We start from the raw sequence: 15,261 nt of genomic DNA on the forward strand, positions 1-15,261 counted from the left end.
TAGTATTCAGATTATAGAAATACTTCCGAAAAATGCTTGATAACATATATTAAATAATATATGATGATGTTTAAGTAAACGCTCTCATTTTAAAATTCTTCTAAACGACTGCGAGATATCCATTCTAATAATACAATCAACCAAGTATTAATAGGGTGCTCTAGCCTAGCATTTAGGGAATGCTATTTGATGGGGTTTATAAAAAATAAGGAGTGAGTAATTTGACACATCAATCAAGTAAAAAGAGAAAATTTACATTCCCTTTTATCATCATTCTTTTGGTGAATATGATGTTAGCGGCGTGTAGTGGAGGTAAAGATAATGCAAATCCAGGGTCAGATTCAAAACCTGGAAGCGAAGTTTCACTAGATTTCTCTCACTTTTTCCCGCCTAATCATGAGCAAGAAACGATTATTATACAAGAATTTATTGCTGATGTAGAAGAAGCAACAGATGGAAAGGTGAAAATTACTTCGTACCCGGGAGCGTCATTGGCTGCTCCGGATGCGCAATTTGATGCAGCTGCTACAGGTGCAGTTGATATTGCATTGAGTGTAAATAGTTATAATCCGAACCAATTCCCGATGACGTCGGTCATGGAGCTTCCGTTCATGAGTAATCAAGGTGAAAAAGGCGCAAAAGTTTTATGGCAATTGTATAAGGAGTTTCCGGAATTCAAAGACGAATATGCAGGTACCGTTCCTCTCTGGTTCTTTACGTCTGATCCAGGACAAATTTTTACGGTCGGAAAACCAGTGAAAAGTATTGAGGATTTAAAAGGAATGAGAATTCGCTCCCCATCAGCTGAGACGAATGAGTGGCTAACAAATCTTGGAGCTACTCCAGTCTCTATGTCGATGAATGAAACATATGAAGCCCTCGAACGTGGCGTTGTAGATGGTACAATTGCCCCATGGGAAGCATTGCAAGGTTATAGTTTATACGAAGTAGTCGATTATGCTACTGTTGGTAACTTTTATATGACGACTTTTTATGTCGTTATGAACGAAGATAGCTGGGATTCGCTTGGTGAAGATAATCAAAAAGCAATAAATGAGTTGATTGGTGAAAAGATGGCAATGAAAGCAGGGAAAAACTTTGACAAAGTAGGCCAGAGTGCTATTGAGAAATCACTGGAAAAAGGCATTGAAATCTATGAATTAAAAGATGAAGAACTAGCCGAATGGAAAGTTTTGATAGACCCAACAGTTGAAAAGTGGATTAAAAAATTAGAAGATAAAGGATTACCAGGACAAAAGATTTATGATCGTGCATTAGAATTAGGTTCACAATAAAGCGAGAGTGAGTTGATTTTATGGTGCAAAGATTGAAGACAATTGATAACTTATTATATAAGTTAACAAGTCTGCAACAGCTCATTTCAAACGGTTTATTAATTTTTATGATGTTGATGATTAGTTTTGATGTGATAGGTAGAAATTTCTTTAATAAACCATTAGCAGGTACCTTTGAAATGACTGAGTTAAGCTCCGCGTTGCTTGTATTTTTTGCTTTAGCAATGACACATCGACATGGGGAACATATTAGTATTGACTTTCTTGTCAATAAGTTTCCGGATAAGGCGAAAAATATTTTGCATGGGTTCATTGAATTCGTTATTTTTACAACGCTAGTAATCATGGCAAACCATGTATTTGCGAATGCTACACGCATAATGGGAAGAATGACGACAACAAGTGATTTGGGGTGGCCCATTTATCCATTTTTGTACATAGCTACGTTTACACTCGGCGTCTTTGCGCTTGTTGCACTAGCTAGTGCAATTAAATATTGGCTATTGGCGGTGGATAAATCGTGAGTGCAGAAATGATTGGTCTTGTCGGAATCATCGTCTTGCTTGTCTTGTTTATGTTAAAGGTTCCAGTTAGCGTGTCGCTAATTATTGTCGGAGTTGTTGGTATTTCAATGATTCGTAATTGGGAGACGGGACTTGTTCAATTGGGGAGTACCCCATTTAGTACAGCTAGTTCATACTCTTTGAGTGTGATTCCGTTGTTCATTTTAATGGGAATGATTCTTTCCTATAGTAGGTTTGGAAATGACCTATATACGGCTGTCGATTCCTGGATTGGACATGTACGAGGTGGACTAGCAATTACGACAATTGGAACAAGTGCGCTTTTTGCATCGATTTCCGGATCGGTGAATGCGACAACAGCAACGATGGCAAGAATCGCTTTGCCAGAAATGAAAAAGTATAGGTATGACCCTGGTTTATCCGCCGCTTGTGTCGCAGCGGGAGGGACGCTTGGAATCCTTATACCTCCAAGTGTGATATTAGTTCTTTATGGTGTACTAACAATGGAGCCTATCGGGAAGCTGCTGATTGCAGGAATTGTTCCTGGAATACTACAAATGGCTCTCTTTATGGCGGTTATATACTTTATGGTTGTGAGAAACCCTGAATTGGCCCCAGTTACTGAAAAGAAGCCATTTAAGGTGAAGATAAAGTCATTAAATAGTGTATGGCCTTTCGCTTTACTGTTTTTGATAAGTATTGGTGGAATCTATCAAGGTTATTTTACCCCTACTGAAGCGGGTGGAATTGGTGCATTTGGAGCCTTTCTATTGGCGTTAGTAACTAGGAGACTAAGTTGGGCTGACTTCAAAGCATCGCTTAACGAAACAACAAGATTAACAGCGATGATTTTCTTCATTTTAATCGGTGCGGATATCTTTAGTAAGTTTTTGGCTTTAAGTCGAATTCCTGTTCTGATCACTGAATATGTTAGCAATCTAAATATGTCTCCAATGACGATAATGTTTTTCATTTTGGTTGTCTACTTTATTTTGGGGTTATTTTTAGAAGGGATTGCGATATTTGTATTGACGTTACCGGTTGTGTATCCACTCATTATCGAGTTAGGATTTAACGGTGTTTGGTTTGGTGTTGTTATGGTTTTAGTGATGAATATTGGCTTAATAACGCCGCCGCTTGGACTAAGTGTTTATGTAATTAGTGGAGTAGCAAAAGATATTCCGATTGAAAAGATATTTCGTGGGGTCGTTCCTATGTTGCTTGCGATGATTATTTGCTTGCTAGTCATTGTACTCTTCCCACATGTAGTGACCCTATTACCTGATTTAATGAAGGGATAGTGTCCAAAAAAATACTATGAAATAAACAGTCATTTTGAATGACTGTTTATTTTTATAAGTTTTAACCTTCTGAATGACAAAGAGATATTGTTTTTATGAAATGAAAGTTCAATCAAAGTTGTGGCTTTAATTTTGATGAACTCATGAAACGATAATTTATTAGAATTAAATAATTTAGGAAAAAATCAGACAAATTATTGAAATGGTATATTAAATAATATATGATTATGATGCGAGGTAGGATAAAGAATTATTTTGGTTGAAAAAAGTAATCTAATAGTTGGAGGAGTGAAACGTATGAGCAAGGCGAAAATTAAAGTGTTAGGTGTCCATGAATTAGTTACAGTAGATGTGAATACAGAAACGAATACAGTCGTGCTAGAGGGTAGTGAGTTGAGCGCCAATAAAATTCAGTTAGATAGTCCGATTACAGGAACGGTTTTCGGCACGTTGTTGAACTATCGGGGGGCACTCGAAGGTTTAGGTGAGACTGTGAATGAAAAGCCGTATAGTGCACCGCCAATTGCTCCTATTCTTTATATTAAACCAGCGAATACATTCAACCGTAATGGTGGCGCGATTCCAATGCCAGAAGGGTTGGTAGCGTTAGAAATTGGGGCAGCACTTGGAATTGTTATCGGCAAGCAAGCATCACGTGTAAGTGAAGAAGCAGCACTAGACTATGTTGCGGGATATACGGTTGTTAACGATGTAAGCGTGCCGCATGAAAGCGTATACCGCCCAGCTGTTCAACATAAATCGCGTGATGGATTTTGCCCAGTAGGACCGTGGATTGTTGATCGTGATGCGGTAGCAAATCCCGACAATTTAGCTGTTCGTGTTTTCATTAATGATGAACTGCGCCAAGAAAACACGACGTCAAATCTAATTCGTCCGGTCTCTCAGTTGCTTGCAAATGTAACCGATTATATGACATTGAGTGCAGGAGATGTATTGCTAGTTGGCATACCAGAAGAAGCGCCACATGCAAAAACTGGCGATAATGTTCGGGTTGAAATAGAAGGTATTGGTAGTTTGGAAAATAGCATTGTCGATGAGAAAGAACGCGAATGGGGGAAACAAAATGAAAACAGCACGGGTAGCTTATGGCGGTTCTATTCATGAAGCAATTGAATGGGAAGGCGGCCTCAAATTAGATGATGGTCGAATAGTTGGGGAGAAGGAAGTTACTTGGCTTACACCGGTAGAACCACGAACAGTGTTTGCTTTAGGGCTTAACTATGCAGATCATGCGGCAGAACTTGCATTTGACGCACCAACAGAGCCACTTGTCTTTTTAAAAGGGCCAAATACTTTTATTGGGCACCAAGCGTATACGCTTCGTCCAGCAGAGGTCACGTATATGCATTATGAGTGTGAATTAGCAGTCATTATCGGTGAAACAGCTCGAAATGTTAAAAGAGAAGACGCTTACAAACATATTAAAGGGTATAGTGTTGCAAATGATTATGCGATTAGAGATTATCTGGAAAATTATTACCGTCCAAACTTACGCGTGAAAAATCGTGACACCTGTACACCGATGGGGCCATGGATGGTCGATGCGAAAGATGTTGCTGATCCAATGAATTTAAAATTGACGACGCACGTCAATAGTAAACTCGTGCAAGAAGGAACGACAGCGGATATGATTTTCGATATTCCGGCACTTATTGAGTATTTAAGTAGCTTTATGACATTAAGTGAGAATGACATTATTCTTACAGGTACACCTAAAGGATCTGTTGATACAGCCGTTGGAGATGTCGTTGTCACGGAAGTGGAAGGAATCGGTCGTTTAGTGAACACAATTGTTGGAGATGAGTTCTTTTTAAATTGATAAAAAGTGAGAGGCGGATGATTTAATTGCCACATTTTATTGTAGAATATACGGATAATATTAAAGACGAGGCAAATATCGCGAATTTATTTGAAAAGATTCATGAAGTTTTGATAGCTCGAGACACTATTTTTCCGATAGGTGGTCTTCGTTCAAGAGCGATTGAACTTAAGGATTATCGAGTAGCGGATGGCGCTGAAGATGATGCATTTGTCCATGCAGTGTTAAAAATTGCTGCTGGACGCTCAGAAGAAATAAAGAAAGAAGCTGGTGATGCGCTATTTGAAGTGATTAAAGAACATTTTGAAACAGTAATGTCGAAGCGCTATTTAGCACTATCAATGGAACTTATAGAATTCAGTGAAGCAGGTACTTATAAACAAAATAATATTCATTCCCGATTCAAAATATAATGAATTGTGAAAACACTACTTGAAATCATATATGATTTGTTATATGATAAAAAAGGAAGGTTAGAAAAATTCAAAAAGTTTACACAGTCATAATGGTTCTGGGAAATTGCTGCGGTTAATTGAACCTTTAAAAAGATGACTGTGCATGAGTTGGTAGCGTTTACAAGTGGAGTTGAAAAATAAGGGGGAGAAGGAATGGGCGCACGTACAGGGAAAGAATATATTGAAGGAATAAAAGAGCGTAAAACAGAAGTTTGGATTCATGGTGAGAAAGTAGAAGACGTTACAACACACCCAGCATTTAAAAATGTTGTTGAAAGTGTCGCAGGCCTTTATGATTTGCAACATGAAAAGCCGGAAAAGATGCTCTATACCTCACCGACGTCAGGAAAAAAAGTGGGTCTTTCTTTTATTGCTCCTAAAACGAAAGAAGATCTGTTTAAAAGACGTGAAATGCATTCTGAATGGGCAGGTTTTTCCGGTGGAATGATGGGGCGATCGCCAGACTATTTGAACACAAGTATTATGGCATTTGGTACTGCGAGTAAGTTCTTTGCACAAGAAGACGGGGGGAGCGCACAGTTTGCTAAAAATGCTGAAAATTATTATGAATATGCACGTGAGAATGATATTAGCCTAACGCATACATTAATTCATCCACAGGTGAATCGATCGATGCTTACACAAGCGGAGCAAAAAGATCCATTCCTATCCGCACGCATTACGAAAAAGACTCCCGATGGAATTATTGTGAATGGTTGTCGTCTTTTAGCAACGTTGGGCGGGATTACTGATGAACTTGTCGTATTCCCTTCTACTATAAATAGAACTCCGGGAACTACAGATGATCCATATGCTTTTGCATTTGCTATTCCAAATAATACACCAGGTTTAAAATTCCTATCTCGTGAATCATTCGATTACGGTAAAAGTAAATGGGATCACCCACTTGGCGCTAGGTTTGATGAAAGTGATGCGATCATTTCGTTTGAAGATGTATTTGTACCATGGGAAAGAGTTTTCGTAAGCGAAAGCACAGATATTTGTAACCGGACGTATGCTGAAACAAATGCGGTGATACATATGACGCATCAAGTCATTGCTAAAAATACCGTGAAAACTGAATTTATTTTAGGTGTTGTAATTAGTATGATGGAGTCAATTGGTATTGATAAATTCATGCATGTTAAAGAAAAGGCAAGTGAAATTATGGTCATTTTAGAAGTGATGCGATCCCATTTATACAGATCGGAACACAATGCGAAAATTGATCAATATGGGAATATGACACCAGATTTTGAACCATTGAATGCAGCTCGAAACTGGTTTCCAAAAGTGTATCAGCGTATGACTGAAATCATTAAAATTCTCGGTGCTTCAGGTTTGATGGCACTGCCAACTGAAGCAGACTTTAGTAATGCGGATGTGGGCCCGTTAGTTCATCGCTATACGCAAGGTGCGAATATTAACGGAGAAGAAAAAGTACAACTATTCCGTTTAGCTTGGGATATTTCAATTAGTGCATTCGGTAACCGTCAAGCACTTTATGAGTATTACTTCTTTGGGGACCCAGTTAGGATGTCTAATTCCTATTATGATGGGTTTGATAAACAGCCCTATAAAGACAGGGTGACTGAGTTTTTAAATAGAACGAAAAAAGAGGCTGGAATTTTATTGTAAAAAGCAAATAAAAGTATGGAAGGAGCATATAGGATGCAGATAGTAGGGCAAGAGGTTGATGATAGATTATTCCGAAATGCAATGGGAAGTTTTACGACTGGAGTAACAGTAATTACAACAGAAATTGCTGAAGAAGTGCATGGCATGACAGCGAATGCTTTTATGTCGATTTCTTTAAACCCGAGGCTCGTCGCAATTAGTGTTGGGGAAAATGCAAGAATGTTTCAATATATTAAAGATGCTAAAAAGTTTGCGGTAAATATTTTATCGAGTGACCAGCAAAAAGAGTCCATGCAATTTGCAGGTCAGCTTAAAGAAGAACATGAAATTGCATTCTCTACTTATAAGGGATTGCCAATTATTGAAGATGCTTTAGCTGTTGTTACATGTGAACTCCATAGCGAATATGTAGCGGGTGACCATACGATTTTCATCGGACATGTAACGGGAGTCAAGCTCAGTCAAAAAGACCCTCTGTTGTTTAGTCAAGGAAAGTATCGTGAACTAAAAGAACTTCAAGAATAAGAGGGAGTGAATTAGATTGGCATACACAGAGGCTAAGAAGAGATTAAGAGGTTCGATTTGTCCTGTCATTACACCTTTTACTGAAGAGTGTACGATTGACGAAAAAACATTAAAAGAATTAATCAATTGGCAAATTGAAAGCGGAAGTCATGGAATTTCAGTGACAGGGACGAGTGGAGAACCAAGCTCATTAACAATGGCTGAAAGAAAAAGAGTGATGGATCTTGCAAAAGAGGCGATTGATGGGCGTGTGTTTTTTGCACCGGGAACAGGGTCTACGAACCACGATGAAACAATGGAACTAACGAAATATGCAGAAGAAATGGGTGCAGACGCTGCGATGGTTATTGTGCCTTACTACAATAAGCCGAACCAGGAAGCACTTTACCAGCACTTTAAAACTGTAGCAGATTCAGTTAAAACACCAATTATTATTTATAATATCCCAGGTCGTTCAGCTGTCAATATGGAAGTTAGCACGATGAAACGCTTAGCCCAAGATTGCCCAAATATTATCGGTGTAAAAGAAGCAAATAAAGACTTTGAACACGTAAACCGTGTACTTCTAAACTGTGGGAGAGACTTCCTATTGTTTTCAGGAATCGAACTACTTTGCTACCCAATGCTTGCAATAGGTGGAGCTGGATTTATAAGTGCGACAGCAAACGTTGAACCGAAAAAAGTAGCGGAAATTTACAATGCATGGGAAGCTGGGGACGTTGCAAAAGCACAAAATCTTCACTTCGAATTAATGCCGTTAAATGATGTGCTCTTTAAAGATACAAATCCAGCACCCGTTAAAGTAGCACTCGGTATGATGGGTAAAGCTACACCGAAACTTCGCATGCCTTTGGGATTACCTTCTGCAGAAATACAAGAAGAAGTTCGCGAAACACTTATGAACCTCAATATTCTATCTAAGGAAGAAGCTACAAAATAAGAATTTAATCTATGGAATTAAAAGAAGCAAATATCTTAATGATCATAACAAAATTATAATGAGGATATAGGTGATAAGTATGGCATCTTTCCATGAGAAAGCTTCTTTAAACCACGAAACACAAAAGGATATTTCACTCTATATAAATGGTGAATTCACTTCTGCTGTAAACGGTACGACGATTAAAAACATTAACCCGTTTACAAATGAACAAATTAACGAAGTAGCAGAGGGTCGCACTGAAGATATTAATAAAGCTGTAGCGGCTGCGCGAGAAGCTTTTGATAACGGACCTTGGAGAACGATGAAACTTACGAAAAGAATGGCATACATTTATCGGATTGCTGATTTGATTGATGAGGAGATTGAAAAGATAGCTTATTTCGAATCACTTGATACGGGTCTTCCGATTAGTCAAACAAGAGCGATGGTAAGTCGTGCTTCAGAAAACTTTAGATTTTATGCACGTATGGTCGAAAGTCGTCTTGTTGGCGATGCCTATCAAGTAGATGAGGAATTTATTAATTATACAATTCATGCGCCTGTTGGAGTTGCGGGTTTAATCACACCGTGGAATGCTCCGTTCATGTTAGAAACGTGGAAAGTAGCGCCTGCATTAGCGACTGGTAATACAGTTGTTTTAAAACCGGCTGAGCTTTCGCCGTTATCAGCTAACCTATTGGCCGAGATTATTCATAAGGCTGAGCTTCCGAAGGGTGTTTTCAACGTCGTTCATGGCTTCGGTGAGATAGCAGGAGATGCACTTGTAAAGCATCCTGACGTCCAACTTATTTCATTCACAGGGGAAACAACTACGGGTTCAACGATTATAAAAAATAGTGCCGATACATTGAAAAGCTGTTCGATGGAGCTTGGTGGAAAATCACCAATTATTGTATTCGAAGATGCTGATTTCAATCGCGCATTAGATGCTTGTGTGTGGGGAATCTATTCATTTAACGGAGAAAGATGTACTGCGAACTCACGCTTGTTTTTACAGGAAGGTATCAAAGCTGAGTTTGTTGATGCTTTGAAGAAGCGTGTTATGAATATTAAACTTGGAAACCCACTTGACGCAGAAACAGAGGTAGGCCCACTTATAGATAAAGGGCATTATAATAAGGTTAAAAGCTACTTGAATATTGCAAAAGAAGAAGGGGCAGAAGTAATAACAGGAGAAATCCCAGCTGAAATGGCAAAAGGGAACTTTGTTGCACCGACGCTTCTACTAAATGCTGAAAATAGCATGCGCATTGCACAAGAAGAAATTTTCGGCCCAGTTTTGACAGTCATGACGTTTAAAGATGAAGAAGAAGCTATTAAGTTGGCAAATGATGTTGACTACGGGCTTGCCGGCTATGTATGGACGAACGACATCAAACGTGGTCATCGTGTAGCACATAAAGTTGAGGCAGGCATGTTATGGGTGAATGCTCAGAACGTTCGTGACTTAAGAACACCTTTCGGAGGATCTAAATCTTCTGGAATCGGTCGTGAAGGTGGACATTACGGCTTCGACTTTTACACTGAGCAGAAAATTATTCATGTTTCAATTGCAGAGCATCGTATCCAACAGTTTGGAAAATAATGACGGAAAGCACGGTGGTAATAATGGATTTTTCAATCACTCGTATTGCAAGAACCGTTCTTCGTGTAACAGATTTACAGGCATCTCGTAAGTTCTATGTGGATGGATTAGGTTTGATTGAAACAGAAAGTGATGAAAACCACATATACTTGAGGGGTCTAGAAGAACATTCACATCATAGTTTACTATTGAAAAAAGGCGACAAGCCTGTCGTTGAAGTACTTAGCTACAAGGTAGATAAAGATGCTGATCTTGAGGAAATTGAAAAACTCTTCAAATCTAAAGGTTTGAAAACAAAATGGATGGCAAAAGGACAACAACATGCAATTGGAAGAACACTTCGGGCGCATGATATTTCGGGCATTCCATTAGAGTTTTTTGCTGAAATGCCCACGGTAGATCGGATGCTACAGCGATATGATCTTTATCGCGGGGCGAAGATTCAACGAATTGACCATGTGAATTGTGCTGTACCAGACGTTCAAAAAGCATATGATTTCTATGTGAATCAATTAGGGTTCCGTTGTTCAGAGTATACGGATACTGAAGAGGGAGAGCTATGGGCAGCGTGGCTCTATCGTAAACCGACCGTTCATGATCAAGCATTTATGAGTGGTCCGGGACCGAGACTTCATCATTTTGCATTCTCATTAACGGACAGACTTAGTTTACTTGATTGTTGTGACGTGTTAGCGAGTCTCGGCTATGCGGATTCGATTGAAAGAGGACCTGGTCGGCATGGATTGTCGAATGCCTTTTTCCTCTATTTGAGAGATCCTGATGGACACCGTGTTGAACTTTACACAGGGGATTATTTAACAATCGATACAGATATTAAGCCAATTCGCTGGGATTTAAATAATCCGCTTCGCCAGACATTCTGGGGACACGTTGCACCAGATTGCTGGTTTAATGAAGCAAGTACGTTTGTTGATATTGAAACGGACGAAGAAATCGACTATAAAGAGCCATTGTTGGAACAAAGAAAACCATATATTATGACTTGAAAAATAGCATAAAATTAAGAAATAGGCGCTCACATTGTGAAGTGCTTATTTCTAATGTGGTCTATGTTGAAGATTACCGGAGAATATGAAGTATGGCTCGATGATGGCCATGTGTAAATCTGGTTATCAAAATAAAAGAAAGTCTAGTAGTAGTCAGACTATGGAAATACTTCAGAGAAAGTCTTGATTTCATATATATAATAATATATGATGGAATCTAAGTAACAGCACATATCTTACAGTTTTCATAAATAATTGTAAAATAGACTTTCGAGGTAATACGGTTTATTTAGAAGAGTCCTAGTCTTATGTGGAGAGGAGATATCACGCTATAATTGTAAGCGCTTTCAATTGCGGTTTGCTGATTTATTGAATAGTACAAGAATGGTTTTTTACTAGAGATCTAAGGCATTTTTTTTAGTTACATAAACTATAGTTTAAGTAGGGGATAGATGATGAAGCGGGGAATGGAAGTAGGTAGAGAAGAAATGATAGAGATTATTGTGACAGAGGATATGTTTGCTGCATTTGAAGGTGAAGTTGTACATCCTGTCTATTCAACAGTGGCAATGACGTACCACATGGAATGGGTTTCTCGAAAAATAATCCTTCCGTTTCTGGAGAGTCATGAAGAAGGAATGGGGGCATCCGTTCATTTGGAGCATTTAGCCCCGTCCCCACTGGGTTCCACAGTTACACTAACAGCCACTTTAGTCGAAATTCGAACCAATAGTGTCCTGACAAAAGTCACGGCAAAAAATCAGTTAGGGGTAATCGGAAAAGGTGACGTGAAGCAAGTAATATTGCCGAAGGAGAAGATCATTGAAAAGGTAGAAGAAGTTACATTCCTAATTAAAAATAAATTATAATGCACGAATACTAAAGGGGGCTTTTCGTATGAAAGTGGTAGAAAGTATGTCAATGACAAGTGAATTTGAACTGTTCGATAAAATGAGTGACCATGAACAAGTTGTTTTTTGTAATGATCCTTCAACAGGTTTGCGTGCAATTATTGCAATCCATGATACGACGCTTGGGCCTGCGCTGGGGGGATGTCGCATGCAACCTTACACTAGTGTGGAGGAAGCTTTAGAAGATGCACTTCGTTTATCGAAGGGAATGACCTATAAATGCGCTGCGGCCGATGTCGATTTTGGTGGGGGAAAAGCAGTTATTATCGGTGATCCAAAGACGGATAAGACACCTGAATTATTTCGTGCTTTCGGTCAATTTGTAAATTCGTTAGGCGGTCGATTTTATACGGGAACGGATATGGGAACAACGATGGATGATTTTATCCACTCGATGAAAGAGACAAATTTCATCAACGGTCTTCCAGAGGCGTATGGTGGTGGAGGTGACTCTTCGATTCCAACTGCTGCGGGTGTTCTATACGGCATAAAAGCGACTAATCAAATGCTCTTTGGAAAAGACGATTTGGGAGGCCTAACATATTCCATACAAGGTCTTGGTAAGGTCGGATTCAAAATTGCAAGTGGATTGCTTGAGGTAGGCGCTCACCTAATCGTAACGGATATTAATGAAGAAAGCTTACGGGAAATCGAAGAGAAAGCAACGAAAACACCAGGGACTGTAACAATTGTTGCAAATGAAGATATTTATTCGCAGGAAGCAGATATATTTGTTCCTTGTGCATTTGGCGGGATTATTAACGACAATACAATCGCCCAGTTTAGAGTGAAAGGGATTGTGGGTTCTGCTAACAATCAGTTACTACATGGAAGTCATGGTAGAATGCTACAAGAAAAAGGGATACTATACGCTCCAGATTATATCGTCAATTCCGGGGGCCTCATCCAGGTGGCGGATGAATTATATGGCATTAATCATGAACGTGTACTTGCCAAAACGAAACATATATACGATGCGCTATTGGAAGTATTTAAGGAAGCTGAGAGTAGCGGAGTCGCAACAGTGGAATCCGCGAATAAAATGTGTGAGAAAAGAATTGAAGAAAGAGGGAAACGAAACAACTTCTACACAGCTGCAATGAAGCCAAAGTGGTCTATTCGCAACTTATCCTGATTGGGGGCAAGTGATATGGAACGTAATTATCCGATAAAGAGAATAATAGACGATACCGGATTTTTTGTAGATACGACTTTCGAAAACCAAATTGACGAGAAATTGGTTAAAGATCTGTATTACAACATGATACGAATTCGAACATTTGATAGAAAGGCGATTAATTTACAACGGCAGGGGCGTCTCGGAACTTACGCGCCATTCGAGGGACAGGAAGCTTCACAAGTCGGCAGTGCACTAGTGTTAAAATCGGGTGATTGGCTATTCCCTACGTATCGTGATCACGGTGCGACTTTAACGTTCGGAGCAGATATGACAAGGGCGTATTTGTACTGGAATGGAAGGACAGAAGGTTGTGTACCTCCGAAGGGTAAAAACATTTTCCCTCCAGCTGTTCCGATTGCGACTCAACTTCCACATGCTACCGGAGCAGCGTGGGCTGAAAAGAGAAGAGGGACACAAAATGTTGCGATTGCCTATTTCGGGGACGGTGCTACTTCGGAAGGAGACTTCCACGAAGGACTAAACTTTGCAAGCGTTTTCAAAGTACCAGTCATCTTTTTTAATCAAAATAATGGGTATGCAATTTCAGTTCCTATTGAAAAACAAATGAATTCTGCAACAATTGCACAAAAATCGGTTGCTTACGATATGCCGGGAATCCGAATTGATGGGAATGATTGCTTTGCAGTTTATTTCGAAACGAAAAAGGCCTTTGATTTTGCCCGAAGTGGTAATGGCCCTACATTGATAGAAGCAGTTACATGGCGAAAAGGTGCCCATACGACTGCTGATGATCCGTCTAAATACCGTCCTGAGAAACAAGGGAATGATAGTGTCGACCCACTTTTGCGTTTGGAGCTATTCATGAAAAATTACGGTTACTGGGATGAAGAGTGGATTCAAAGAATAAAAGAAGAAACAATCATTGAAATCGATACAGCGGTAGAAGAAATGGAACGCTTCCCCGCCCCGATCGTTGATGATATTTTCGATAATGTTTTCGCGGTAATGCCAGCTCAACTTGCTGAACAAAAAGAATCCTATCTTGCACATTTGGGGAGGCAGTAAAATGACGACACAATTGAAAGGCCCCAATCATAAAATCGTAGCAACTAAACAGATGACAATGATTCAAGCAATTAATGATGGAATGAAGCTAATGCTTGAAGAGGATGACAGAATAATCATACTTGGAGAAGACATCGGCAAAAATGGCGGCGTCTTCCGGGCAACCGAGGGACTCCAAGAAGTATTTGGAGAAGACCGAGTAGTCGATACACCGCTTTCGGAAGCGGGTATTATTGGTACGTCCATTGGGCTTGCCGTGAACGGTTTCAGACCGGTTGCTGAAATACAGTTTCTCGGTTTTATCTATCCCGCGTATGAACAGATTATGACGCATGTTTCTCGGATTCGAATGCGATCGAGGTCTCATTTTACTGTGCCGATGGTCATCCGAGCACCATATGGAGCAGGAATTCGTGCCCCGGAAATCCATTCAGATAGTACGGAAGCTTTATTCACCCATATGCCTGGCATTAAAGTTGTCTGTGCATCAAATCCATACGATGCAAAAGGTTTATTGATTGCAGCAATGGAAGATCCTGATCCAGTTCTAGTTTTGGAAACGATGAAAAATTACCGTTCGAAGAGAGAAGAAGTTCCAGTAGGAAAGTATACCGTGGAAATTGGTAAAGGTAAAATTGTAAAAGAAGGTACGGATGTAACGATCATTGCTTGGGGTGCGATGGTAACAGTAGTAGAAAAAGCAGTTGAACAAGCTGAATCTAAAGGTATTAGTTGTGAAATCATAGACCTCCGAACGCTCTATCCGATTGATCGCGATATTATTGCTAAGTCAGTGCAGAAAACAACAAGAGCGGTCATCGTTCATGAAGCACATCATACTGGAGGGCTTGGTAACGATATCATCTCGATTATAAATGATACAGCGTTCCTTTATTTGCGTGCTCCGGTTGAACGGGTGACAGGATTCGATGTACCGGTTCCATTTTATGCATTAGAAAATCATTATCTTCCTACACCTGCACGTATTGTCGAAGGGATAGAAAAAGTTGTTCATTTTTAAGGGGGAAATG

15 protein-coding genes are annotated in these 15,261 nt (G+C 39.6%); all 15 read left to right on the forward strand.

All coding sequences use genetic code 11. The annotated features are described in order from the left end of the window. Positions 1-221 precede the first annotated feature (221 nt). The 15 genes from H4683_RS11130 to H4683_RS11200 all read left to right on the forward strand — a co-directional run bounded on the left by H4683_RS11130 (position 222) and on the right by H4683_RS11200 (position 15,251). On the forward strand, positions 222-1,295 hold the full coding sequence (locus tag H4683_RS11130) for a TRAP transporter substrate-binding protein (protein WP_225942039.1): 1,074 nt from the start codon (positions 222-224) through the stop codon (positions 1,293-1,295). 20 nt (positions 1,296-1,315) lie between these two features. Beyond that, the gene (locus tag H4683_RS11135; RefSeq protein WP_192598912.1) at positions 1,316-1,819 is read left to right on the forward strand and encodes a TRAP transporter small permease; all 504 of its coding nucleotides are present in this window, start codon (positions 1,316-1,318) and stop codon (positions 1,817-1,819) included. Continuing rightward, entirely contained in the window at positions 1,816-3,120 is a 1,305-nt protein-coding gene (locus tag H4683_RS11140) for a TRAP transporter large permease subunit (protein ID WP_192598913.1), read from the forward strand. Before H4683_RS11135 ends, H4683_RS11140 begins: the two co-directional genes overlap by 4 nt. Before the next feature lie 297 nt (positions 3,121-3,417). Further along, complete coding sequence (locus H4683_RS11145) at positions 3,418-4,245, forward strand: fumarylacetoacetate hydrolase family protein (RefSeq protein WP_192598914.1); 828 nt, start codon at positions 3,418-3,420, stop codon at positions 4,243-4,245. Next, positions 4,205-4,960: a fumarylacetoacetate hydrolase family protein gene (locus H4683_RS11150; protein WP_192598915.1), complete on the forward strand. Its 756-nt coding sequence runs from the start codon at positions 4,205-4,207 to the stop codon at positions 4,958-4,960. The genes H4683_RS11145 and H4683_RS11150 overlap by 41 nt, the downstream gene beginning before the upstream one ends. A 26-nt stretch (positions 4,961-4,986) precedes the next feature. Continuing rightward, complete coding sequence (locus tag H4683_RS11155) at positions 4,987-5,373, forward strand: 5-carboxymethyl-2-hydroxymuconate Delta-isomerase (RefSeq protein ID WP_192598916.1); 387 nt, start codon at positions 4,987-4,989, stop codon at positions 5,371-5,373. 195 nt (positions 5,374-5,568) lie between these two features. Then, entirely contained in the window at positions 5,569-7,053 is a 1,485-nt protein-coding gene (hpaB, locus tag H4683_RS11160) for a 4-hydroxyphenylacetate 3-monooxygenase, oxygenase component (RefSeq protein ID WP_192598917.1), read from the forward strand. 33 nt (positions 7,054-7,086) lie between these two features. After that, entirely contained in the window at positions 7,087-7,578 is a 492-nt protein-coding gene (locus H4683_RS11165) for a flavin reductase family protein (protein WP_192598918.1), read from the forward strand. Positions 7,579-7,594: 16 nt separating this feature from the next. Continuing rightward, a complete protein-coding gene (gene hpaI / locus H4683_RS11170) occupies positions 7,595-8,518 on the forward strand; it encodes a 2,4-dihydroxyhept-2-ene-1,7-dioic acid aldolase (RefSeq protein ID WP_192598919.1) in 924 nt (307 codons plus the stop codon). 79 nt (positions 8,519-8,597) lie between these two features. Beyond that, a complete protein-coding gene (hpaE, locus tag H4683_RS11175) occupies positions 8,598-10,106 on the forward strand; it encodes a 5-carboxymethyl-2-hydroxymuconate semialdehyde dehydrogenase (RefSeq protein WP_192598920.1) in 1,509 nt (502 codons plus the stop codon). Positions 10,107-10,129: 23 nt separating this feature from the next. Then, positions 10,130-11,113, forward strand: a complete 984-nt coding sequence (gene hpaD / locus H4683_RS11180) for a 3,4-dihydroxyphenylacetate 2,3-dioxygenase (protein ID WP_192598921.1) — start codon at positions 10,130-10,132, stop codon at positions 11,111-11,113. 455 nt (positions 11,114-11,568) lie between these two features. Continuing rightward, positions 11,569-11,982, forward strand: a complete 414-nt coding sequence (locus tag H4683_RS11185) for a thioesterase family protein (protein WP_192598950.1) — start codon at positions 11,569-11,571, stop codon at positions 11,980-11,982. 28 nt (positions 11,983-12,010) lie between these two features. Beyond that, on the forward strand, positions 12,011-13,159 hold the full coding sequence (locus tag H4683_RS11190) for a Leu/Phe/Val dehydrogenase (RefSeq protein WP_192598922.1): 1,149 nt from the start codon (positions 12,011-12,013) through the stop codon (positions 13,157-13,159). A 15-nt stretch (positions 13,160-13,174) separates the two neighbouring features. Beyond that, positions 13,175-14,230 (forward strand): pyruvate dehydrogenase (acetyl-transferring) E1 component subunit alpha, encoded by a 1,056-nt coding sequence (pdhA, locus tag H4683_RS11195; protein ID WP_192598923.1) that lies wholly within the window; start codon positions 13,175-13,177, stop codon positions 14,228-14,230. A 1-nt stretch (position 14,231) separates the two neighbouring features. Then, the gene (locus H4683_RS11200) at positions 14,232-15,251 is read left to right on the forward strand and encodes an alpha-ketoacid dehydrogenase subunit beta (RefSeq protein ID WP_192598924.1); all 1,020 of its coding nucleotides are present in this window, start codon (positions 14,232-14,234) and stop codon (positions 15,249-15,251) included. Positions 15,252-15,261: the final 10 nt, after the last annotated feature.

This window comes from Sporosarcina limicola, from assembly GCF_014873855.1.
Lineage (GTDB): Bacteria > Bacillota > Bacilli > Bacillales_A > Planococcaceae > Sporosarcina > Sporosarcina limicola.

Bases quoted from the DNA above. Each gene is read 5' to 3' on its own strand.
- H4683_RS11185 (WP_192598950.1), top strand. From the start codon at position 11,569: ATGAAGCGGGGAATGGAAGTAGGTAGAGAAGAAATGATAGAGATTATT.
- H4683_RS11190 (WP_192598922.1), top strand. From the start codon at position 12,011: ATGAAAGTGGTAGAAAGTATGTCAATGACAAGTGAATTTGAACTGTTC.
- hpaD (WP_192598921.1), top strand. From the start codon at position 10,130: ATGGATTTTTCAATCACTCGTATTGCAAGAACCGTTCTTCGTGTAACA.
- H4683_RS11200 (WP_192598924.1), top strand. From the start codon at position 14,232: ATGACGACACAATTGAAAGGCCCCAATCATAAAATCGTAGCAACTAAA.
- H4683_RS11145 (WP_192598914.1), top strand. From the start codon at position 3,418: ATGAGCAAGGCGAAAATTAAAGTGTTAGGTGTCCATGAATTAGTTACA.
- pdhA (WP_192598923.1), top strand. From the start codon at position 13,175: ATGGAACGTAATTATCCGATAAAGAGAATAATAGACGATACCGGATTT.
- H4683_RS11135 (WP_192598912.1), top strand. From the start codon at position 1,316: ATGGTGCAAAGATTGAAGACAATTGATAACTTATTATATAAGTTAACA.
- hpaB (WP_192598917.1), top strand. From the start codon at position 5,569: ATGGGCGCACGTACAGGGAAAGAATATATTGAAGGAATAAAAGAGCGT.
- H4683_RS11150 (WP_192598915.1), top strand. From the start codon at position 4,205: ATGAAAACAGCACGGGTAGCTTATGGCGGTTCTATTCATGAAGCAATT.
- H4683_RS11165 (WP_192598918.1), top strand. From the start codon at position 7,087: ATGCAGATAGTAGGGCAAGAGGTTGATGATAGATTATTCCGAAATGCA.
- hpaE (WP_192598920.1), top strand. From the start codon at position 8,598: ATGGCATCTTTCCATGAGAAAGCTTCTTTAAACCACGAAACACAAAAG.